This is a genomic window from Paenibacillus vini, from assembly GCF_018403325.1.
In the GTDB taxonomy this organism is placed as follows: domain Bacteria; phylum Bacillota; class Bacilli; order Paenibacillales; family Paenibacillaceae; genus Fontibacillus; species Fontibacillus vini.
In genome coordinates, this window is record NZ_BOSL01000009.1 from 215,110 (window position 1) to 237,976 (window position 22,867).

Here is a 22,867-nt window from a genome sequence, read left to right on the forward strand (position 1 = left end):
TCATTATGGCCAAATCGCATGCCCAAAAAATGCGCCAAAAGCTGGTCCGGGAAGGGAAACGCAATCCGGAGCTGAGCCGTAGTCCATTCGCCTTCGCGGATATGAGAATGAGAAAGACGAAGAGCAAGCATGAGCAAATGAATAGCAGCAAGTACAAGAACCGGATTTCCTCTTATGGAGATGATGGTTCTTTTTTATTTTCCCCGGAATGCTCCGGGCCCTGGTTTTTGGCTATGGTGAAAAAGACTTCATAGTTCTCGCGAGGCGCGGACGTGTCGTTGTGCTGATGCTTTTCACAGAATTCAGTGATCAAAGCTGTTAGTTCTGCGGCTTCCTCTTTGGTCAAAAAAACATCGTGAGTCATCAGCGTCCCCTCGGGAGAAGGACCTTGGTTGGCCCGTAAAAAGCGCTTCTTGCTTTCTTCGAATAGATTGAACAGCAGTTTTTGAGTTTCGGATTGAAAAACTTGTTGCACTGCTTCGTCAAACTCGCTTTTCTTAATGGCAATCTGACCTTTGAACGGCGCATAATATTTGGCGGTGATCCCGTTCACCAGTTTGGTATCCACGATGGACACAAGTCCGATGCTCTCCAGTTTTTTTACGTGGTAATGGACCTTGGCCGGGACTTCGCCCAGTGAGTCGGCAATCTCTTTAACAGTTGCCGGACGGCCGAACTTTTGGAATTCATTCATAATTTGAATGCGGTACGGATCGGAATAAATGCGGATTTCTTCCAATGATTTGAGTTCCTTTTTCATGTTCCTGCCCCCGAATTTGATCCAAAGCTGATGATTTGGAGTTGTTGAGTTTAAGTATAACGCATGATCGGGACGACATACAAAGAGAAACGGTTGTTTATAGCTTCATAAAGCTTCGGTGTCTCATCAGAAGGAAGCCCGGTATGATCAGGAGCAGTCCGAAGCACAGATAGAGCGCATGGATTTGAATCTGTTCCCCCATCACTCCCGCCAGCAAGCTTCCAAGCGGTATTGCACAACTAGATATCATACTATACAATGCGCCAACTCTCCCCAACAGTTCTTTCGGGACCGTCTCCATAAAATACGTTGTTGAGGGCGTACTAGCCAAAGGGACTGCTATGCCCATCCCGAAGCTGAACAGTGGGGCCAGGTAAAGCGGGGGAATCGGTAAGTAAGCTGGCAGGTAAAAAAGGGCATAGCTTGCGCCAAGCAGCATATACCCGGCGATAATAAGCCGACTTTTTTTGTAAGAATCGCCTTTGCGGCTGAGCCATATTCCACTGACAACCATGCCGCTTAGGAGCGTAATTCCAAGCAAGCTCAACCCGACGGGGCCCGATTTCAATATTTCATCGACATAAACAGGATTGAGTACGTTATAGGGGGATAGACAGAAATTTACATAGGCGGCTATAAGCACGATGGTGAGAATTAACTTATTAGCAAAAATGAATTTAAAACCGATCCGGATCTCCTGCAGCAGACTCGTCTTCTCGATGACCTTGGAAACAGGAGTTTCGGCAGTTTCGGCTGGAACTTTAATCATAAAGATGAAGGCTGCCGCTGCAAAAAAGGTCAATCCGTCAATTAAAATGGCGCCGGATATACCGGCAATAGCAATGATCCCCCCGGCTACAGCCAGGCCGGCGAGCTCCGAAACCCGTGAAACCGTTGTGCTGATGGAATTACCGCTAAGCAGCTTTTCTTTAGGAAGAAGACGCGGGACCAGCGCTATTTCAGCCGGTGCGGTGAAGCATTCCAGAGTCGAGATGAGGAAGGTAAGCACGTAAAGATGCCAAGGCTGTAGTAGAGACAATCCATATAAGACAGCGGTCAGAATAACCAGCAGGCCCCGGCCCAGGGATGTAAACAAAACGACATGGCGTTTGGACCAGCGGTCCACGAGAGCGCCCGTAAAAAAGCTGAACATAATGCTGGGTACAAAGTTCAGAGCAAACAGCGACCCCATCATCAATTTGGACCCGGTCAACGTATAAACCATCCAGCTATAGGCAATGGAATCGATGGAATCCCCAAACCGGGAAATGGTTCTTGAAATCAGTAAATACATAAACGACTTATGTTTGGTAAGTCCCGATAATCCATTCGTAATACTTTTTCGTTTAGTTAATGCTTCCGCACGCATCACAGCAGCTCCTTTGATTGGAATTCGTTAAAATAATTTTAACGTTAAATATATTTTAACGTTGAGATCGAAATTTTCAAGCCCTAAATGAAATTTTTTTTAGAGTTTGTGACGGTTACTCAGAGAGCATTTTAGGGCTGCATTTGTTGACTTTGTTGCAGAAACGTGTTAAATTTAATCATGTTCTGATCTTAATTTTCTCAATGTTCCCTGATAGCTCAGTTGGTAGAGCACTCGACTGTTAATCGAGTTGTCACAGGTTCGAGTCCTGTTCGGGGAGCCATTTTCTTGGAGAGATACCCAAGTGGCTATAAGGGGACCCTCTGCTAAGGGGTTAGACTGCGTAAGCGGTGCGAGGGTTCGAATCCCTCTCTCTCCGTTCTGAAATACAACGACAAAACAGCCTGCTGATGAAATCGGCGGGCTGTTTTTTTGCATAGGGATGAGAACCCTCATAGGAGGGGGCGCCGGAGCATAGACATCGTGAGGAATGGCTTCGCAGTCTCGACCAACGGGAGAGTATCCCTCTCTCTCCGTTCTGAAATACAACGACAAAACAGCCTGCTGATGTAAATCGGTGGGCTGTTTTTTTTGCATAGGGATGAGAACCCTCACAGGAGGGGGCGCCGGAGTATAGACATCGTGAGAAATGGCTTCGCAGTCTCGACCAACGGGAGAGTATCCCTCTCTCTCCGTTCTGAAATACAACGACAAAACAGCCTGCTGATGTAAATCGGTGGGCTGTTTTTTTGCATAGGGATGAGAACCCTCATAAGAGGGGGCGCCGGAATGGGAGCATTAACTGCTGCTGGATTATTAACATTAGGGACAAAATGGGTCTTATATCGGAGAAACTCGCTATTTTGAGAGCAATAGAGGACTAAAAGGACGCTATTTTGCCTTAAAACAGGGCATTGTCCCCCTTTCTCCTGCAATCTAAAGAAATAAGACCCAAAAAGGCGCTATTTCTGCTTGAAACCGTGATTTGGCTTAAATAGAAGCCTGAAAGTCCCCTATTTGAAATACTTAGCGTACAAATAAGTTAAGAAGGCCGGGCAAGGGAAGTGAGAGAATCCCGGTTCGGCGACCTTATCCTAAAATTGAAAGAAAAACTGGCAGGTTTCGTTAATACTGCTCAAACAGTTTATTGCTAGACTAAAGACAGGACAAGACAAGAATCATAGGGCAGGTGGGAAAATGAGACATTATCCAATCATCGCTTCGGTAACGAAGGAAGAGCAATTTGTACAAGTGTTGCAAAGCGATGTGAAGCGCGTCAATCTGATGATCGGGCATATCGGGAATATTGAGGAGTATATCCGCCAGCTTCATGAGGCGGACAAACAGGTCTATGCCCATATCGAGATGATCTCGGGACTTGGGAGAGATGCTCATTCCATCGCATATTTGTGCGATAAATTCAAAGCAGATGGCATCGTTACGACCAAATCCAGCGCCATTACGGCAGCGAGGCAGGCTGGAATCAAGAGCATTCAGCGCATCTTCGCGATCGATACTGCGGCCATGACAACAGCTGTAAGGATGATCAACAGTACGAATCCGGATGAAGTAGAGCTTATGCCCGGCTTAATGCCCCGGGTGACTCGCGAATTAAAAGCCTTGATTAAACAACCCCTGATCGTTGGCGGGCTCATCCGTCATGAACATGAAATGGTCGAGGCTTTGGAAAGCGGCGCGGACTATATCTCCAGCGGAGACCCGTTGATATGGCAGCATGCGGAGGCATCATTAAAGGTAGGGCTGCATTAGTAAAAAGCAATAGTAGCGTTTTACATTAAAATAACAATGGCTTGATACCCCCTTGATATTTCGGTTATATACTAATCTTGTACCATAGTTACTGCGATAATCGGGTTGAGACCAGGAGAAAACCCTTGTTCGGTAATGATGATACGGTAAGGCCGCCAGATGGTCTGCTTCCGTATCTCATTTTTCGGGCAAGGGTTATTTTGTTTGAAAGGAGCAGCTTGGGAAACAAATGCAGCAGATCCCTTTGAGTGATTTTTCCAGTTATCTGTTTGACCTCGACGGCACCATTTATGTAGGGAATCGGGTTTTGGAGGGCGCGGCCTCCACGATCGAAGGCTTGCGGGAGCGGATGAAAACGGTCCTGTTCGCCACGAACACAACGGTTTACACAAGAGAAGAAGTGAGGGACAAGCTCGGGCGCTTCGGCATTGCCTGCACCGCGGAGGAAGTGATCACCGCTCTGTCCGTTGCCGGGATGTACTTCCGGAATTATGCTTCAGGCGCAAAAGTACTCCTTCTCGGAGATGAAGCCATGCGCGAGGAGATGACCCGCAGCGGGATTGCCGTCACCGGCGAAGCGAGCCACGCAACTCATGTTCTGGTAGGGCTGGACCGCACCTTGGATTTCGATAAACTGACGGCCGCCGTAAACGCCGTAAGGAACGGGGCATTTCTTATCGCCGCAAATCCGGATCCGTATTGTCCGATGGAGGACGGGGTAATCCCCGATACCTGGGCGCTCGTCAAAGCGATCGAAACGGCAGGTAACCGGTTAGCCCACGACACCGTCGGAAAGCCTTCAGGGCACTACGCTGCTTACGCTTTACAGAAGCTGAAATCGCCCCCCGAGCAATGCCTGATGGTTGGAGACAAGCTGGAGACGGATATCATGCTCGGTAAAAGTATCGGCATGCGGACAGCGCTTGTCCTCTCCGGAGTAGACTCCCGGGAATCCGTTCGGACAACGGGAATTCTCCCGGATTACATTTGTTCTTCCATTAATGACATTTTGGAAAAAACCCGGTTGGAAACCATTTGATGTTTCACCCAGGCAATAACCTTCGTCCTTCGATGAAGGAGCAAATATAAGCTTTATATAAATAGGAGGGAATAACGTGAAGAAGTTTAGTCTTCTCATCATTGCCGTGATGCTTTTGCTTTCGGCCTGCGGCAATGCCGGAAACACCAAAGGTGCCAGCAGTAACAGCGTTGCCTCGGCAGCGGAACAAGAGAAAGGGAACAACAAATCAACCGGAGGCGGGGAGGAAAAACCGGTCGAGCTGAGCTTCTATTTTCCAGTAGCGGTCGGTGGGCCGATTACAGGCTTTATCGATAAGCTGGCTGCCGATTTCCACGAGGAAAATCCGTCGATTACCGTGAAGCCCATCTATGCGGGCAGCTACCAGGATACGATGACGAAAGTCGTGACGGCGGTCCAAGGCGGCAATTCGCCGGATTTGGCCGTGCTGCTCTCGACAGAGCTGTACAGCCTGCTGGAAATGAACGCACTCGAAGAATTGACTCCTCGTTTTTCACAGGACTATTTTAACGGATTCTATGAAGCTTTTATGAGCAACACCAAATCCGGCGACCAGATCTGGAGCGTACCTTTCCAGCGCAGCACGATTGTCATGTACTACAACAAAGATATGTTTAAGGCGGCGAACCTGGATCCGGAGAAAGCGCCGGCCAATTGGAACGAATTAAAGGAATATGCTCAAAAGCTGACCGTCAAAGATGGCGCGGGCACGGTAAGTCAGTGGGGTCTGGAAATTCCGAGCACGGGCTATCAATATTGGATGCTTCAAGCGCTGTCCCTGCAGACCGGCACCAACATCGTATCCAATGACGGCAAAGAAGTTTATTTCAACAAACCGGAAGTAAAAGAAGCCTTGCAATTCTATGCTGATTTGGGCCGCAAAGACAAAGTTATGCCGGAAGGTATCTTGGAGTGGGCCACTGTCCCTTCCGACTTTATCAGCGGCAAAACAGCAATGATGTTCCATACGACGGGGAATTTGTCCAAGGTAAAATCCGATGCGAAATTCGACTTCGGGGTTGCCTACCTGCCTGCGAACAAAAATTACGGTTCGCCGACGGGCGGCGGAAACCTGTATGTGTTCAAAGACATTCCTGAAGAGCGCAAAGCAGCAGCCGTGAAGTTTATCGAATTCCTTACGCAGCCGGAACGCGTAGCACAGTGGTCCATCGACACCGGATATGTAGGAACGACCAAAGCCGCTTATGAAACGGAGCTTCTGAAGGACTATGTAGCCGGCTTCCCGCAAGCTGCGGTGGCTCGTGATCAGATGGAATACGCTTCAAGCGAGTTGTCGACCTATCAAAACGGTCAGGTAACGAAATTGTTCAACGATAACATCCAATCCGCGCTGCTTGGAGAAATGACACCGGAAGAGGCGCTTGAGAAATCGCAGCAGCAGGCGGACGAGATTTTGAAGAAATATCGCAAATAAGAAACCGGGGAACCGATGAACGTAAAACGTAAAGAGAGAAGTGAGACTTTGTGACACGGCACTTGCTGCAAGCATTCCGCAGGTACAGTTGGAAAGACAACATTCTGGCCTATGCCTTGCTATTTCCTTCGCTTATTTTTCTAGTGATTTTTACATTCTACCCCATGATAAAAGTGTTGGATTGGAGCTTTTATGAATCCGTCATGAACGTAAGACACTTTGTCGGTTTGGAGCTCTACGGGCAAGTTCTTCGGGATGAGGTGTTTTTAAAAGTACTTCGCAATAACGTGCTGCTTGCGCTTGTGACCGTGCCGGTAAGCATTCTGCTTGCGTTATACATGGCGGTTTGGGTCAACGGTAAACTGCGGGGAAGAAGCTTGATCCGGGCGGCGTTCTTTTATCCGACACTGATTCCCATGATTGCTATTGCGAACATCTGGCTGTTTATTTATACGCCGGATTACGGACTGCTCGATAAATTTCTGGGCTTGTTCGGTGTGGATGGTCCGAGCTGGTTGGGGAATCCGTCATGGGTGCTCATTTCCATGATGGGGATGCTGATCTGGAAGGAAGCCGGATATTTCATGATCTTTTTCCTGGCCGGTCTTCAGTCCTTGCCAAAAGAGGTCTATCAGGCCGCTGAATTGGACGGAGCCGGACCGATCCGGAAATTCAGAACGATTACGCTGCCGCTGGTCATGCCGACCACCTTGTTTGTCCTTATTATTGCGACGACGAATTCCTTCAAGCTGGTCGACCATTTGTACATCATGACCAAGGGCGGCCCGAACAATGCGAGCAATCTGCTGTTATATCATATTTATGAGACGGCATTCAGCTTCTGGGATATGGGCAAGGCGTCTGTATTGACTGTGATTCTGCTCGTCATTCTGCTGGTCATTTCGATCTTTTATTACGGATATTTGGACAAGCGGATCCATTATTAGAGAGGAGTCAAAGCGATGCATCGCCTTTTAAACCAAATCGCCATATCCATACTTGCGCTCATTTTCGCAGTTCCCTTGGTCTGGGCTGCAGTAACCTCGATTACGCCGGCCGGCGAAATGCTGACCCGGTCCAATCCGTTTGCCGTGACGCAGCCGACGTTTGCCAATTACACGGAGGCTTGGCGGACAATACCGTTTCCAGTGTACTACTGGAACACGTTGTTGATCGTCGCAGGCGTATTGATAGTACAGCTGCTGACGGCCACACTGGCTGCATATGCATTTGCCAGACTGCAATTTCTCGGCCAAGGCTTGTTATTCATCTTGTTTCTCGTGCAAATTATGATTCCGCCGGATATTTTGATCTTTCCTAACTATACGATTATGAAGGAGCTTCATCTTATCGATACGAAATGGGCGATTATGATTCCGTTCTGGGCTTCTTCCTTCGGCATCTTTCTGCTTCGGCAAACCTTCAAGCAGATTCCTTACGAGCTGGATGAAGCGTCCAGAGTGGACGGATGCAGGTGGTGGCAAAGCTTATGGCATGTTTACCTGCCCTCCGCGAGGCCGACTTATGTCGCTTTTGCGCTAATCTCGATCAGCACCCATTGGAGCAATTTCATGTGGCCGCTCATCGTGACGGATTCGGTTCATAACCGGCCGCTGACTGTGGGGATCGCCATCTTCGCCCAGTCTTTCGAGACCGGGGCGCAATGGGGGACGGTTACTGCAGCTACAATGATGGTCATTGCGCCGTTGCTGATCGCATTCTTCTTTTTTCAGAAACAGTTTGTCGAGAGCTTCATGCACGCCGGTATCAAGTAAACCAAACCGAATAAACCGGGGTAGGAGACGTGGAGAAAACCCTTTATGCAATGAAAGATCGCTTATTTGCGCATTCCTTTCTGTTGGATGAAGGGTTTTTCTCGTTACTGCCCGCGAAAAAGAAAGGAAGAAAGCCGATGAGAACACCTACAAAGTATTTGAGTATCTGTTTGCTTACTGCACTTCTCGGGAATACCTTCATGTCCCTGGTCCAGCCTCCCTCAACAGCCGCAGCGGCGGAAGCAAGCCGAAAAGAGTTGAATGTTTCCAAGACGCTGACTGCGCCGGTGATTGACGGCAAGTTCGATGAATCGTTTTGGTCCCTGACGGAGACGCTCGAAGTTCCATTAGGAGAAGGACTGAATACTGCGGCCAAGCTGGGTCTGCTTTGGGATAATCAGTATTTATATATTGGAATGGAGATGCAGGATGATGCCTTGATGTCGGACGCGGCAGGCTCCTGGTTCGAGCAGGATAGCGTGAGTCTGTTCTTTGACCCGAGTCTTCATCAGTCGGCTCCGTTCCAGAACAGCGACATGCAGGCGGGCTTTGTTTACAAGCCGGGTTCGGCCACGCCTCAGTTTCATTTCGGGGCAGCGCTAGGGAACCATGGAGCCAAGGATGAGAAGAACGTCCTGAGAGCCATTCGGACGACCGATCACGGCTGGTCATTGGAAGCCGCTGTACCCTGGAGCATGCTGGAGATGAATCCGGTGATCCAGAAGCAGTTGGGCTTCGAAGCGACCGCAACCGACCGGTATGGGGCAGATACAACCCAGCAGCGGGTGAATGCCTGGAGCGCGTATCAATCCAGCTCCTTCTGGAACAATACGCAAGGCTACGGGGTGCTGACGCTAACCGATGATCAGCCGGTTTCAGGGATCGTGAATCCGGTGCTCCTTGAGGAGAACTTCGATGCCTATGGAAACGGAGAGATTCCATATGGTTGGATTTCGGACGTGAACGGAGGCAGCACACCGTTTTCGGTCGTTCAGGATACGTACGGCAACGGCAGAATGACGTTTTCCGGGACGGCGTCCAGTCAGCAGGGGCGCATCAGCGCTCCAGTTCAATGGGACAATTACACAGTCGAAGCCGATGTCCGCTTTGACAGTGTGCTAAATTCCGCCCGATGGGCTGCCCTTATGTTCCGGGGCGCGTCGGATGGCAAAGCTCCTTATAATCAAATGGCTGTCCGGCAGAACGGCACGTATGAGGTTGCTTACCGGAAGCCGGATAACAGCTGGTCGGTCATCGCCAGCGGACCTTCGGAAGCTTTGGAAGTTGGAAAGGACTATAGCTTCAAGGTTCGGGTGTTTGACAATAACGTGAAGGAATATATCAAAGCCAAAGAGGATGAGGATTACAAGCTTCTGGTCGAAAAGAGCTTTGCTACGGACCTGTTGGCCCGAGGGAAAGTGGGGTTCCAGGCCGACCAAAGCACGGTTTCCTTTGACAACCTGAAGGTTACCCGCATTACGGCGGATGAGCTGCGTCTACAAGTGCCTGCTTCCATTGAAGCATTGACAGGGCCTTTAACGGTAACAGGCAGTGTCTACTATTCCGATGGTTTGACAGAACCGCTGGAGGCCGGGAAGCTCCGGTTCTATTCCTCGGACGAAAGCATTGTAAAGGTAAGCGATGGCATGCTGTATCCGGTAAAAGAAGGAACGGTGACGCTAACGGCAGTTTACGCTAATGCGGATTGGTCCGGTTCAGTAACGGTTACGCCAAGCTCGAAAGGAGCATCCGTAACCTCCCTTGCCCATGAAACCGGATATACGCTGGCCGAAACGGGCAAGGAGCTTGACCTGTCCGAATTACAGTTTGAGGCCAAGTTTAACGATTTTACTGAGAAGTCCATAACCGGCGCTGAGCTAGAATGGACTTCAAACGAGAGTAATGTGGAGATCCGTGACGGAAAGCTGGTTCCTCGTCAGAAAGGAATCTATTCCATTGTCGGCAAGAAGGATGAGGCCGCAGTGAAGCTGATGATTGTAGTGAAAGACGAAGGAGATGCCGAGTACGTACTCTATGAAAATAACTTTGATCAGGAAACGGAAGGCGAGCTGCCGTCCGGATGGTCGAGAGTCGAAGGGACCACGAAAGCCAATGCGGCCGTAAAAGCCGGAGCTTTCGAGATCCGGGCAAGCGCCTCCCCGGACAATCCTTCCAGAGTGCTGCTTCCGGATTACTTATCGCTGTTTGGAGATTACAAAATCGAGGCGGATGTGACGCATCTCGCAGCCAATGATCCGGCAAGGTGGCACTCCATCATGTACCGGGTTCAGAGCTCGCAAGGCGGCGGGTACCCTTATTATCAAATGGCTGTCCGGCAAAATGCAACGGCGGTCAACGGAGTGGAATTCGCGGAAAGAACGCCGAGCAATGAATGGAACGTCATGAATAAAGCCGCTTTTTCCGAAAAGATTAGTCCGGACAAAATGTATCATTACTCCGTTACGGCCTATGGCGACAGAGTCATGCAATCGATCAATGATAAAGTGCTGATCAATACGGCGAATGCCGGGGCTTATCTGAAAGGCGGTATCGGATTGCAGGCGAACGGCAGCGTCATGAAGGTTGATAATCTCCGGGTCACGCTGCAGTTGGAAGAGTTGCCTCCGCTGCCCGAAGAACGTTTCGTTTCCGTAGCCGAGACCGACACCAGGATTGCGCTCGCTCCATCCATCATCACAGAACTGGAAAGTGTGGAGCAGCTAAACGGGTTAAACGGCGATCAAATGCCTGCGACTCTCTTTATTCATGTGAACAAAGACCTCAACGTGACGACTCCAGGCAGCAGCAAAGTCATAATGAGCCTGCAGGAAGCCATTGAGAAGATTGGAACGGTAATGATTCCGGCTTTTTACGTCAAGGACGAACAAACCGTAACCGCCTTGACGGATTACTTAAAAGACATCGATTTGGAGGATGCTTTTATCGTATCCGATAACCCCGATCTAGTGAAAAAGGCCAGGGAAGCGTACTTGATGATCCGCGGGATCGTCGATTTTAGCGGGGTGAAGGCGGCTAACGAGAAAGAGCTGATGGATTTGCGGAAACAGGCCACCCTTAGCAAAGCAAAGATTGTGATTCTGTCTCAGGCCGCGGCAACTAAGGACAATGTCGCATATCTTCAGCAGCGGACCATGATGGTTTGGGCCAAAGAAGGGAAGGGGACAGGAACTCAGGAGGAATATGTAAACCTGCACCGCCTGATAACGGCAGGAGTCAATGGGATTGTAGCGAAGTCACCGGCGGAGATCAGACGGGCGCTTCAGGTGTATTCCCATGAGACTACGCTCATTCGCAAGCCCTATATTATCGGACACCGGGGAATGCCTTCGGTTGCTCCCGAGAACACGATCATCAGCAATGAGCTTGCCCTGGATGTCGGCGCGGATTACATTGAAAATGATATTTACCTGTCCAAAGACGGACACCTGGTCATTATTCACGATAGCGTAGTAGATACGACGACCTATGGAACGGGTTTGGTAGAAAACATGACTTTGGAAGAGCTGCGGAAGCTAAAAGTGAAGCAGGTACCGGGTACCAATTATCCCGATGCAAGAATAGCGACGCTGGAGGAACAGATCGATCTGGCCAGGGAACGAGGCGCCATGGTTTACGCCGAAATCAAAACCGGTACGCCGGCGGCAGTGGATGCTTTTGTGAAATTGGTGAAAGAAAAAGATGCCGAGGATCTGATCAATGTCATGTCGTTCGATACGAACCAATTGACCCGGCTTGCCGAGCAGCTGCCTGATATGCCGCTTGGACTGTTGACCGGCGGATACGCGAATGAGAACCGGGTGAACGGCGCGCTTCGGGAGACGTTTAAAGTGATGCAGCAGTATGACAGCACGTTGAACACCAGCTATGGCGGCCTCGGGCCGAAGTTCATGGAGGCGGCTCATCATCGCGGTCTGATCGTTTCGCCATGGACTTACAACAACAATGCCGATTTTAAATCGATATTTATGTTGGGTGTGTTCGGCATCACGACGGATTACGCGTTTTGGGCGAAGGACTGGGACATTTTGCTGACGCCTCAGCAAACCGAGGTAACGCTTAAACAGGGAGAGAGTATTCAGTTATCGGCTATCGTAGAGAGTTACAGCCGCAACCAAAAAACGGTCAGCCCGGAGATCGTGCTTCTGGATGACAGCGGAGTCGTCAAGCAGGATGAAGATGATCGCAGCCGGATTACGGCGAACAAGCCGGGCCGGACGTATGCTTTGCTGCGGTACACAGCCTCGCTGGATGCCGAGAAGGTTTACGATATTTACACGGAGCCGGTGTTGATTCAGGTATCCGGTAATGGAGATGGCGGCGGAGCTCCGGGCGGGGGCGGAGACGGAGGCGGCAACAACGGGAACAACGGAAACAATGGAAACAATGGAAACAATGGAAACAATGGCAATAACAGCAAAAACGGAAACAATAGCAATAACAGCAACAACAGTAATGGTAGCAATAATGGAGGTAGCGGTGTAAACAACGGAAGCGCCGGTTCCGGCAGCAACACTAACGGCGGAAATGGGGGCCCGGTAACTCCTTCGCCTGTGTTCGCGGATGTGGCCGGACACTGGGCTTCTGCTTCGATTCAACGTCTGGCGGAGCAAGGTCTCATGACCGGTTACGAGGACGGCACGTTCAAACCGGACCGCCTGGTAAGCAGGGCGGAGTTTGCGGCCATCATTTTCCGGATGCTGGGACTAGAGAGATCTTCGGCCAACACCGGCTTTAAGGATGTTCAGGCAGGCGCTTGGTATGCCGAGTACGTAAACGGGCTGCAGCAGGCCGGACTCATCAGCGGATTCCCGGATGGAACCTTCAAGCCCGGCCAACAGATTACGAGAGAAGAAGCGATGGTGATTTTGTACAAAGCGATCAAATCGGACTTGATGATGCAAAATGACAAGACCGGTCCCGATTTCAAGGATAAGGGACATATATCGGCCTGGGCATCACAGGCTGTACAAGCTTTAACCGCAGCCGGAGTAATTTCCGGCTATCCTGACGGCACGATGAAGCCGAAAGCGAATATTAGCCGGGGGGAAGTAGCGGCTATTATTGCCCGGTATATTAAATAACCTGTTTAAATTTAATAAGCATTCCGTCACTCAATATGGAGAGGCGGAATGCTTATTATTACATTCGAAAAAAAATACAAAAAAAGTGTTGCAAGGTATATTGGTATTTGGTATACTCAATCTTGTCGCTGCTTCAGAGCGAAATTAAATAAGGCCCGTTGGTCAAGGGGTTAAGACACCTCCCTTTCACGGAGGTAACAGGGGTTCGAATCCCCTACGGGTCACCAATTTGCGGTCGTGGTGGAATGGCAGACACGCTATCTTGAGGGGGTAGTGGGTGTATACCCGTGGAGGTTCGAGTCCTCTCGACCGCATACAAAACTTGAAAGCTCCTGCATATGCAGGGGCTTTTTTGTTACATTCAGCATACATAGAACCGGCATAAGAATGGCGGATATTTCCCGGACATATTTTCTGGACAGGGGAACCTCGTTATGGTATCTATATGATAATGATAACCATTATCAATAAGGTGGAATTAATTTGCTGACCAATTATAATACTGACGGCCCTGGAGCTCGGCAATCCTCCGGCGGAAATGCTTGGACCATCCGGTTATGGGAGATGGGAATCTATGGTGGACAAGAACTGCCTTTAGATCCATGCCTGACTTGGAATATGGTACTGATCATCCTGCTTGAAGGAGAGGCCAGTATGGAAAGGAACGAGCAGGTTACCCGAATGGCCAAAGGAACCGCCTGCTTTTGTCCTCCGAACAGCACTTTCGGAATCCGTGCCGTTTCCGGGGCAAATGTCAGCATCGCGGTGTTTCAATTCAGCGTGTTCCAGACGGGAGACTCATCCGACCATGCATTATGCGAAGGGGTGCCGGCAGGAATATTTCCAGAGGGGATGATAGGCTTGGCTTCGGCAGAAGACCGGGTACATCATTGGGCCTTTTCGATTTATCAAAACTCCCGTCACCAAAAACTTCTAAAGCAGTGGAGAGCCCAGGTCGATTTTCAGGAAATGCTGTATGAAATTCTGGAGACGAGCGGGCAAAGCTTCAACAATCAGGATAAAACTCGGATTCTGGAGAAAATCAGAATATATATGGAAGAGCATTACGGCGAAGATTTAACTACGGAACAGCTTGCCGGAATCGCCGAGCTGAGCCCAAAGTATTTTGCCGAGGTGTTCAAGAAGACATACGGTTCCGGCGTCATGGAATTCTTGACTCAAATCCGCATGAATAAGGCGAAGCAGCTTATGCTGGGCACGGACCGTTTGCTTCGGGAGGTCGCCCATCAGGTGGGATACAGGGACGAATTTTATTTTAGCCGGAAGTTTAAAAAAGAGTTCGGTCTATCGCCGTCAGCCTATATGAAGACGCACAAAAATAAACTTGCCGTGTACGGCTCCTCATCGATTCTCGGTTATCTGATCCCGCTTGAGGTCACCCCTTATGCCGCGCCGCTTCATCCTAAATGGTCCCGTTATTATCATCAGTCTCTCGCGCCGATCGTTCCTGTTCACCTCAGTGCCTATCGGCAGAACCACAACAAGGAAGAAAACTTGCAAAAACTCGTCGCTTCGCAACCCGATTTGATCCTGTGCGCCACTGGTGTCGAGCCACGGGAGAAAGAACGTCTAAAAGAGATAGCACCTATATATGAAATGAAGGAAGATGTCATTGGCTGGGAAGCCCAGCTTCGTGAATTAGCAGAGCTGCTTGGGAGAATGGAGGAAGCCGATCGATGGCTCGAAGGATACAACAGGAAACGGGCGGACGTTTGCCGGAAGCTCCGGAATGAGCAGGATATGAGCTTGAACTCTCGCATGTTGCCGCTCCGTTTTCATAGAAACGAGTTATGCCTGAATCAAGGACCGGGGATCAACGAGGTGTTGTTCGGGATTTTAGGTTTTATGCCTTCATCTTTAATGGACAACAACGCTCATACGAATCCCTTTACAATTTCCCATCTGGTCGATTATGATGCGGACCATTTATGGCTGCTGATCCGTCAAGACACGGAAACTCTGGAATACTGGAAGACGCTGCAGTCCTCTCCCGAATGGATAGGCCTCCCTGCGGTTCGGGCCGGAAGGGTGCATGTACTCTCGTCTTATCCTTGGCGGGAATATTCTCCTGTCGCTATATTGCAAATGTTGGAGGAGATCGAAGATATCATTTCCGTAAATAATCCATGAAAGTTCCGGTAATATTCCATGGCGAAAAATGCCGATTCTCTTTACGATATAAATGATAATAATTATCATTATCAATATATTGGAGATAGGAAGGGAGTAGCAGGTATAAATGAAACAGACGAAGTGGATCGTGGGGTTGTTATTAGTATTTATGCTAGCATTAACGGCTTGCGGAGAGAAGAAAGAGACATCCGGAACTGCTTCCGGCAACGCAGCTGCAAATGCTGAGACAAATGTGGAAGCGTCGGAGAATTCCGAGGCACAGCAAGCACAGCAAGAAACCAGAACCGTGAAATACCTGGACAAGGAATATACGCTGCCGGCGAAGACAGAACGAATTGTCATTACCGGGGCCGTCGAAGCGATGGAAGACTCGATCGTACTTGACGTAAAACCGGTTGGAGCCATCACGTTCTCCGGCGAGTTTCCGGAGCTGTTCCAATCGATTACAACGGATGCCGAATCCGTCGGCGAAAAGACCGAGCCGAATTTCGAGACGATTTTAGCTCTGAAGCCAGACGTAATCCTGGGGAGCACCAAGTTCAAGCCGGAAGTGATGGAACAGCTGAGTAAAATTGCCCCAACCATTCCTTACTCCCATGTCTCTACGGATTGGGAAAGCAACCTGCAATTGCTTGGAGAATTGAGTGGAAAGCAGGAGCAGGCCAAACAGACGATCGAGAAATACAAGGCGGATTTGGAGACAGCCAAGTCACAGCTTAGCGATACCGTAAAAGGTGGAAAAGTAATCGCGCTACGTATCCGTGCAGGTGAATTGTACATTTATCCGGAAAAAGTGTTCTTTAATCCTGTCCTGTACGAGGAACTCGGCTTTACTGTGCCGGCGGAAGTTAAGGCAGCAAAAGCCCAGGAACTGGTATCCAAAGAGAAGTTTGCGGAAATGAATCCGGACTACCTGTTCTTGCAATTCTCACCGGACGAAAACAAAGACACGCCTAATGCGCTCGAAGAGTTCCAGAATGACCCGATCATCAAAAACATATCCGCCGTCAAAAACGGAAAACTGTTCGTCAATGTGGTTGATCCTTTGGCTCAAGGAGGCACGGCTTACAGTAAGATCGAATTTCTGAAAGCAGCGGTTAGTCAGTTGACAAAATAGCTTAGAATAAGGCGTGTTGAAAATGAGACACAAAAAAATACTGCCGGCGTTCATCCTAGCGATGGCTCCGGCAGTCGCTCTTTTATTGATCATGGTATCCATCCGTTACGGCGCGAAAAATATGACCTTCGATACCGTCTGGAATGCGGTATTTTCATTTGACCAAAACAGTCTTGATCACCAAATCGTGATGACCTCCAGACTGCCGAGAGCCGTAGGCGCTATGCTCATCGGTGCCTTTCTCGCGATTTCAGGGGCGCTTATGCAGGGGATTACAAGCAACTATCTTGCCTCTCCTTCGATTATGGGCGTATCGGACGGTTCGGTGTTTGCCGTGACCTTGTTCATGGTCCTTATGCCGAATGCTCATCCGGATCTCTACATTTTAGGCTCGCTGCTCGGGTCTGCGGCAGGTGCGGCAATCGTATTCGGTCTGGCATGGGCGATTCCCCAGGGAATGAGCCCCGTGCGGCTGGCGATTTTGGGTACGGTGATCGGAAGTTTTCTGAGCGGGACCGCGAGCGCGGTTGCTGCGTATTTTCAGCTATCGCAAAAAGTCAGCTTTTGGTATAATGCCCGGCTGCATCAGTTGGACCCGGAATTGATCAAGCTTAGCATTCCGTTTGCGATCGCAGGATTGCTGCTAAGCCTGACCTTGACGAAATCAGTCTCGGCGTTATCCCTGGGTGAAGAGACGGCAGCGGGGCTGGGTATGCGGATATGGCTGGTGAAAGGACTCGCCATGCTGGCGGTCGTCATTTTGACCGGGGTGTCCGTGGCGCTTGCCGGCAAGGTTGCGTTTGTCGGGTTGATCATCCCCCATATCGCGAGATTTGTGTCCGGTTCCGATTACAGGTGGGTCATCCCCGTATCCGGGGTACTGGGAGGCTTGTTCCTGACGGCCAGCGATATTATCGCCCGGTTCCTGAACTACCCGTTCGAAACTCCGGTGGGTGTCGTGACCGCCTTGTTCGGCGTGCCGTTCTTCCTTTATCTCATCAGGACGAGGGGAGGGGAACAGCGTGCCTAAATCTTCGAACGGCAGGTTCGTCACGGTGCTGGCATGCGGACTCCTGATCGTGCTCGTTGCGGTCTACTTCAGCTTGACTAACGGGACGTTCGACATTTCCGTAATGAACATATTAAAAACGATTCTGCGCATCCATCGTCAGGCGGATTATGATCTGGTCATCTTCGATTTCCGGCTTCCCCGGATCGTATTGGGGCTGCTTATCGGCTTCGCGCTGGGTATCGCCGGGACGGTTATTCAAGGGATTACGCGCAATGGACTGGCCGATCCCGGGATTCTGGGGATTAACGCGGGGGCCGGCATGGCGGTCGTCTTGTTTATGCTGCTGATCCAGGGCACCATGAGCCTGACCGGCTGGATGGGCGTGATGGCGATGCCGCTGTTTGGCCTGGCAGGAGGGATTGCCGCCACGGCGGTCATCTTTTTATTTGCAAGACAGGGCGGTAAGCTGGATCCCCAGCGCTTGATTCTGGTCGGAATCGCGATGAGCTCCGGATTTGGCGCCGTGACAATGTACGTCTCGCTTAAGATGAATCCGCAGGACTATGAAACGGCCGCAGTTTGGCTGGCCGGCAGTCTTCATGGCGCCAATTGGAAATTTGTCGTCGCCACGCTGCCTTGGATGCTGAGTATTCCTGTGGTCATTTGGCTCCGTTCCCATGTGCTCGATCTGTTCCAGATGACCGAAGATAGCGTAAAAGGGCTTGGCGTAGCGGTGGAGCGGGAGAAGAACCTGTTATTGCTGTGCAGCATCGGCCTGGTTAGCGCAAGCGTCGCCGTTTCGGGTTCGATCAGCTTCGTCGGATTAATCGCTCCTCATTTGGCGCGGCAGCTGGTTGGATTACGGCATAAGCATATTCTCCCGGTCAGCGGTGTCGCAGGGGCGGCAATCGTCGTCATTAGCGATTTTATCGGCAAAACCTTATTTGCTCCTGCCGAATTGGCAGCAGGTATTGTGGTGTCCATTCTGGGAGTGCCTTATTTCGTCTACCTGCTGCTTCGGAGCAGAAAATAAAAAGCAGAGGCTCGACAGAGGGGGCATGATGTGTAAATGAAGCTTTTTAGACAGATGACGATTGGGACTAGAGAAGTGCTGTTGTGTTTGCCGCCATCCTATGAAGATTCCGACCGCCGTTATCCGGTGGCTTACGTCCAGGATGGAGGCTTTCTGTTTACGGGATGCATCCGGTATCTTGAACATCTGTTTGCTTCGGAACAGTTAGGCGAAGTGATTCTGGTCGGGTTGGAAACGGAGGACCGGAATGCTGAATATACGCCGTGGCCTGCCGGTTCGGTGGGCGGGAATGCTGATGGATTCGGCGGAAAAGGCAGAGATTACGTAGATGAGGTTGCGGATGTTCTCAAACCTTACATCGATGCCAACTACCGGACTTTGAAGGAGCCGGAGCATACGGCGATGATCGGCGGATCGCTCGGCGGCTTGATCTCCTGGTTTGCAGGATATTGGAGACCCGAGGTATTCGGTCGGCTCGGTCTTTTGTCGGCTTCTCTTTGGTACGAAGGGGTCATGGAATTTATCAGCAATTCCTCAGAGCTGCAATATGATCTCCAGCGTGATCTCCGGATTTATATGTCCATTGGAGGTTTAGAAGGGAAATACAAGACGAACTCACAACGAAATATGGTCAGGTATAATGAGGAATTGCACAAGCTTCTGCAGGAGCGGGGATTCCCGGAAGACCGCTTGACCTTTGAGTTTGAGCCTGAGGGAACGCATGACGATTTATTTATGATAAAAAGATTTCCCGAAGCGCTGAAGCGGCTATTTGGTCCTGTCCCTAAATCGCCGGTTTTCGACAGGGATGATACAAGCCGGTATCCCGTCCCGGGGACGGTGGTCTGGCGAATGAACGCCAAGGCAACGGGCCATGAATATAGAATCTTCATCGCCGTGCCCGATAGTCCCCCGCCGGAGGAAGGGTACCCGGTTATTTATTCGCTAGATGCCAATGCTTCCTTTGCTACCCTGGCGGAGTCCATGCGGATGCAGGCGCGTGGGCCTCATGGACTTCCTGCGGCTGTTATCGTTGGAATCGGATATGATTCCACTGATCCGATCGTTACCGGAGAGAGGTTCCGTGATTATACGGTATATGCGGACGCCAGTGAACTTCCCCTTCGTCCGGGAGGTCTTGCCTGGCCGCAAACGGGAGGAGCGGATGCATTCCTTGATTTTATCGAGCAGCAGCTTAAGCCCGAAGTTGAGCGGTATGTCAGGATCAATACTTCCAGACAGACCTTGTTCGGGCATTCGCTTGGCGGATTTTTGACCTTATACGGGTTGTTCGCGCGTCCGGGAACGTTCCAGCGTTATGCAGCGGCAAGTCCGTCCGTCTGGTGGAAGAATCATATGCTTTACAGCAAGTGGGAGGAAGTCAAGCCGCAGTTTACCGCATCGGGTAGATCAGCAGAACTGCTCGTTATCGTGGGCACGGAAGAAAAGGAATCTATGATCCGGGATGCGAGAGAGCTGGTGAGGAGGCTGCGGTTGACCGAAACCGGTCTCTCCGTAATGTTTAAAGAAATCGAGGAAGAAGGGCATGTGTCCGTGCTACCTTCTTTGATGAGTCCGCTGCTGCGATTCGCAACCCAATATGAATAAGAACGAACAATAACCGCCGAGAGACTGAGATGTCTTCCGGCGGTTATTTTTTGATACTTGACGTATTAGATCAGATGCTTCAACGCATAAGATACACCATGTTCGTCATTCTTTCGGGTTACGGCAGTACTGAGCTTTTTGATCTCATCCACGGCATTACCCATAGCGATGCGGGTACCCGCGATACGGAACATGGATATATCGTTATAGCTGTCCCCGATGACCACTGTGTCTTCCAGGGGCACCTCATAGTGTTCCGCCAGAAACTGCAGAGCTCGTCCTTTGTCCGTTTCGGTCGAAATGACTTCCAACGTATGGTCGGCAGAGGATGTGGTGTGTACGGAAGGTTGGTTATCAAAGTGGCTGCGGATCGCATTCAATTTGGTTTCATTATAGGTAAAGATAAGGAGCTTGTACGCTGAATTTCCTGAGCTGATGATGTCCAGAGGCTGTTCGGTAGGCTTGATGCCGAATTGGACAAACTGGACAAGCGCGCTCTCCCATAATTGATCGTAGTCTATATCGGGATTGGCGCTCTTGATTACATCCATCTCCGCACGCAGCTTATCTTCACCCCGTGAAGGAGAGTAGATGGCATCCGGGCAAAAGATTTCAAAATAAACATCCTGCTCTTCCAAATAGGCGATAGCCTCCATAGCGGTTTGACGCTTAATCGGCGTTTCTTTTAATAATTGGCCGTTCTCGTCATGAATAGCCGCTCCGTTAAATGAAATGATGGGCAGCTTTATATCGTCTCCCACCAGATGGCGCACATCATAGCCGGCTCTTCCTGTGCAAATTGCGACTCGATGATGGCGTTGTTCCAGCATGTCACGGATCGCAGCCAGCCCCTCCCCGCTCGGTTTGCTTTCCGAGGTCAACAGCGTTCCGTCCAAATCTATAGCAATTAATTTCATGATTATTCCTCCTTGTCTCAAGTTGTCTGCCTGTGCTGGAACGAGTATAAAACATGAAATGCATTTCAGGTCAACCCTTATTGTATGTGAAGTATGGAACGGTATGCAGTCGGGCTAAGTGTAATGTGAACGAAGTGGTGTCGTTAGTGTAGAGAGGATGGCAGGGGTCATGGCAGGAATGATTGGACTGCTATAGATCGTTCGGCTGGTCCAGGATTGAGGAATATTGCGGATACAACAGCCTGATGCATTCGGGACAAATATCGTGGGTAAATTCGGCATGGGTATGCTTCATTAAGTATTCTTCGATGGAATTCCAGTTTTCTTGCTCGTCCTTGATTTGCTTACATACCGCACAGATTGGCAGTAAACCGCGCAAGGTACGAATTTGACAAGTGGCCTCTTTTAATTGTGATTCAAGATCCTTATAGCCCGTAATGTCGGAATATACAAGCAGCATGCCGCGAAGCCGTATCATCCCTTCCAAATTAAGCGGAACCGCTTCCAAGAGATACCATCTTGATTCTAGGTGGTTAGAGTAAATCTCGGTGGAGTAGTAGAGGCTGTTACCTTCCAGAATACACTTTAAACTGGGCCACAATTCGCGGACGAGTGGTGCGTTGTCACCAATGAAGTTCTCGAAATGTCGCTCGAGATTTAATCCCGGACGATCCCACAGCGGGGATAACCCGTGCAATAACGCAAGCTTTACCCAAGTCCGGTTGACGAATTGAATCGTTCCATTGGGATCGACGAAGGCCACGCCTTTGGGAAGAAAATGTGCGGCTTCCTTCAGTAAAGAAAGGGGTTCGGTCACGGTTTACGCTCCTATAGTCCAAAATTAGATGAATAGAAACATACATAGGCTGCTCGGCCTATTATTTGTTGGAAATTTCATGTTATAATTGGCCGATGACAGGAGCACAAAAAAGTGTTCAGTTCATTATATGCGTAAAAACGTAATTTAACAATAATGAATACTTAAATGCGTAATCCGGCGTATTTTGAAGGAAGGTCGAAGAAGTTTGTCTATCTATGACAGGATTGAACTTTTGATTAAGACTAAAGGTCTCATGAAAAAGGAGTTTTGTCTCGAACTTGGAATCAGTACGGGAAATCTGGGAGATTGGAAACGGGGAAAGTCGACGCCGAGCACGAACAAATTGATCGAGATATCAGCTTATTTTGATGTCAGTTTGGATTGGCTTTTGACCGGTCGCGAAAGAACCGCTATACAGATTCAAGAAAGCAGCGCTGTATACGCAGCCAACCTCACGATGAACTGGGAGAAGCTGGCCGGCGATTTAACACCAAAAGAAGCGCTCTTTATTCAAGAGTATCTCGAGTTTGCAAGGTATCGGAAACACAAGAAAGAGGGAGGGAATTAATTCCACTTTACATTTAGTAAACACAATTATATAATAAAAAATGTTCGTTTCTGAAACTGCCGAGCGGTCGTGGTGGAATGGCAGACACGCTATCTTGAGGGGGTAGTGGGCGTATGCCCGTGGAGGTTCGAGTCCTCTCGACCGCATCATATTTAACAAAAGAAAGTCCCTGGACATAGTAAACTGGTACCCATAGTTTGGACACTTTGAAAAAAGGTGTTCAGGCTGTGGGTACCTTTTTGTATACTGGAATAAGCATCGGGGGGGGGGGGATTGCATGAGCAAGAAGAGATTTACCGAAGAGGACCGTGAGGTCCTATCACAAAACAAGTACGTGGTGAATGTAAGTGCGAAGGCCATAACTTATTCAGATGAATTTAAGCAGCTT

The 22,867-nt window shown here is 49.7% G+C and carries 18 protein-coding genes and 5 tRNA genes; 19 read left to right on the forward strand and 4 right to left on the reverse strand.

Features of this window, described 5'->3' with window-relative positions:
• Positions 1-5: 5 nt before the first annotated feature.
• Positions 6-254, forward strand: coding sequence for a ribosome rescue factor BrfA (gene brfA / locus KJS57_RS26515; RefSeq protein ID WP_244861577.1), 249 nt, complete (start codon positions 6-8; stop codon positions 252-254).
• Here the strand turns inward: brfA and KJS57_RS15370 are convergent.
• Entirely contained in the window at positions 173-760 is a 588-nt protein-coding gene (locus tag KJS57_RS15370) for an ArsR/SmtB family transcription factor (protein ID WP_213655466.1), read from the reverse strand. The two genes, brfA and KJS57_RS15370, sit on opposite strands and share 82 nt — an antisense overlap.
• Before the next feature lie 97 nt (positions 761-857).
• Positions 858-2,129 carry an MFS transporter gene (locus KJS57_RS15375; RefSeq protein ID WP_213655467.1) on the reverse strand — a complete coding sequence of 424 codons (1,272 nt, stop codon included), beginning with the start codon at positions 2,127-2,129 and terminating at the stop codon, positions 858-860.
• A gap of 207 nt (positions 2,130-2,336) precedes the next feature.
• Between KJS57_RS15375 and KJS57_RS15380 the strand changes: the two genes are divergently transcribed.
• The 15 genes from KJS57_RS15380 (at position 2,337) to KJS57_RS15450 (ending at position 20,174) form a co-directional block, all read left to right on the forward strand.
• Positions 2,337-2,412, forward strand: a tRNA-Asn gene (locus KJS57_RS15380).
• Positions 2,413-2,419: 7 nt separating this feature from the next.
• Positions 2,420-2,508, forward strand: a tRNA-Ser gene (locus KJS57_RS15385).
• An 818-nt stretch (positions 2,509-3,326) separates the two neighbouring features.
• The gene (locus tag KJS57_RS15390) at positions 3,327-3,899 is read left to right on the forward strand and encodes a glycerol-3-phosphate responsive antiterminator (RefSeq protein WP_213655468.1); all 573 of its coding nucleotides are present in this window, start codon (positions 3,327-3,329) and stop codon (positions 3,897-3,899) included.
• 229 nt (positions 3,900-4,128) lie between these two features.
• Complete coding sequence (locus KJS57_RS15395) at positions 4,129-4,938, forward strand: HAD-IIA family hydrolase (protein ID WP_213655469.1); 810 nt, start codon at positions 4,129-4,131, stop codon at positions 4,936-4,938.
• 109 nt (positions 4,939-5,047) lie between these two features.
• A complete protein-coding gene (locus tag KJS57_RS15400) occupies positions 5,048-6,373 on the forward strand; it encodes an ABC transporter substrate-binding protein (protein ID WP_213655493.1) in 1,326 nt (441 codons plus the stop codon).
• Between the two features lie 50 nt (positions 6,374-6,423).
• Positions 6,424-7,320 carry a carbohydrate ABC transporter permease gene (locus KJS57_RS15405; protein ID WP_244861579.1) on the forward strand — a complete coding sequence of 299 codons (897 nt, stop codon included), beginning with the start codon at positions 6,424-6,426 and terminating at the stop codon, positions 7,318-7,320.
• Positions 7,321-7,335: 15 nt separating this feature from the next.
• Complete coding sequence (locus tag KJS57_RS15410; protein WP_213655470.1) at positions 7,336-8,148, forward strand: carbohydrate ABC transporter permease; 813 nt, start codon at positions 7,336-7,338, stop codon at positions 8,146-8,148.
• Positions 8,149-8,285: 137 nt separating this feature from the next.
• Positions 8,286-13,250 (forward strand): S-layer homology domain-containing protein, encoded by a 4,965-nt coding sequence (locus tag KJS57_RS15415; protein ID WP_213655471.1) that lies wholly within the window; start codon positions 8,286-8,288, stop codon positions 13,248-13,250.
• A gap of 152 nt (positions 13,251-13,402) precedes the next feature.
• Positions 13,403-13,477 (forward strand) — tRNA-Glu (locus KJS57_RS15420).
• Between the two features lie 4 nt (positions 13,478-13,481).
• A tRNA-Leu gene (locus KJS57_RS15425) sits at positions 13,482-13,564 on the forward strand.
• Positions 13,565-13,733: 169 nt separating this feature from the next.
• Positions 13,734-15,401: a helix-turn-helix domain-containing protein gene (locus KJS57_RS15430; RefSeq protein ID WP_213655472.1), complete on the forward strand. Its 1,668-nt coding sequence runs from the start codon at positions 13,734-13,736 to the stop codon at positions 15,399-15,401.
• A gap of 109 nt (positions 15,402-15,510) precedes the next feature.
• Positions 15,511-16,521 carry an ABC transporter substrate-binding protein gene (locus KJS57_RS15435; RefSeq protein ID WP_213655473.1) on the forward strand — a complete coding sequence of 337 codons (1,011 nt, stop codon included), beginning with the start codon at positions 15,511-15,513 and terminating at the stop codon, positions 16,519-16,521.
• A gap of 22 nt (positions 16,522-16,543) precedes the next feature.
• On the forward strand, positions 16,544-17,551 hold the full coding sequence (locus KJS57_RS15440; RefSeq protein WP_213655474.1) for a FecCD family ABC transporter permease: 1,008 nt from the start codon (positions 16,544-16,546) through the stop codon (positions 17,549-17,551).
• The gene (locus tag KJS57_RS15445; protein ID WP_213655475.1) at positions 17,544-18,566 is read left to right on the forward strand and encodes a FecCD family ABC transporter permease; all 1,023 of its coding nucleotides are present in this window, start codon (positions 17,544-17,546) and stop codon (positions 18,564-18,566) included. Before KJS57_RS15440 ends, KJS57_RS15445 begins: the two co-directional genes overlap by 8 nt.
• A gap of 36 nt (positions 18,567-18,602) precedes the next feature.
• Positions 18,603-20,174, forward strand: a complete 1,572-nt coding sequence (locus KJS57_RS15450) for an alpha/beta hydrolase (protein WP_213655476.1) — start codon at positions 18,603-18,605, stop codon at positions 20,172-20,174.
• A gap of 65 nt (positions 20,175-20,239) precedes the next feature.
• Here KJS57_RS15450 and KJS57_RS15455 read toward each other — a convergent pair whose 3' ends face one another.
• Both KJS57_RS15455 and KJS57_RS15460 read right to left on the reverse strand, forming a co-directional pair.
• Positions 20,240-21,091: a Cof-type HAD-IIB family hydrolase gene (locus KJS57_RS15455; RefSeq protein WP_213655477.1), complete on the reverse strand. Its 852-nt coding sequence runs from the start codon at positions 21,089-21,091 to the stop codon at positions 20,240-20,242.
• A 190-nt stretch (positions 21,092-21,281) separates the two neighbouring features.
• Entirely contained in the window at positions 21,282-21,908 is a 627-nt protein-coding gene (locus tag KJS57_RS15460; RefSeq protein WP_213655478.1) for a PAS domain-containing protein, read from the reverse strand.
• 256 nt (positions 21,909-22,164) lie between these two features.
• Between KJS57_RS15460 and KJS57_RS15465 the strand changes: the two genes are divergently transcribed.
• The 3 genes from KJS57_RS15465 to KJS57_RS26710 all read left to right on the forward strand — a co-directional run.
• Positions 22,165-22,479 carry a helix-turn-helix domain-containing protein gene (locus tag KJS57_RS15465; RefSeq protein WP_244861582.1) on the forward strand — a complete coding sequence of 105 codons (315 nt, stop codon included), beginning with the start codon at positions 22,165-22,167 and terminating at the stop codon, positions 22,477-22,479.
• Positions 22,480-22,542: 63 nt separating this feature from the next.
• Positions 22,543-22,625: transfer RNA gene (locus KJS57_RS15470), tRNA-Leu, on the forward strand.
• Between the two features lie 131 nt (positions 22,626-22,756).
• The coding region (locus tag KJS57_RS26710) for an HTH domain-containing protein (RefSeq protein WP_306434236.1) at positions 22,757-22,867 on the forward strand (111 nt) is incomplete at its 3' end.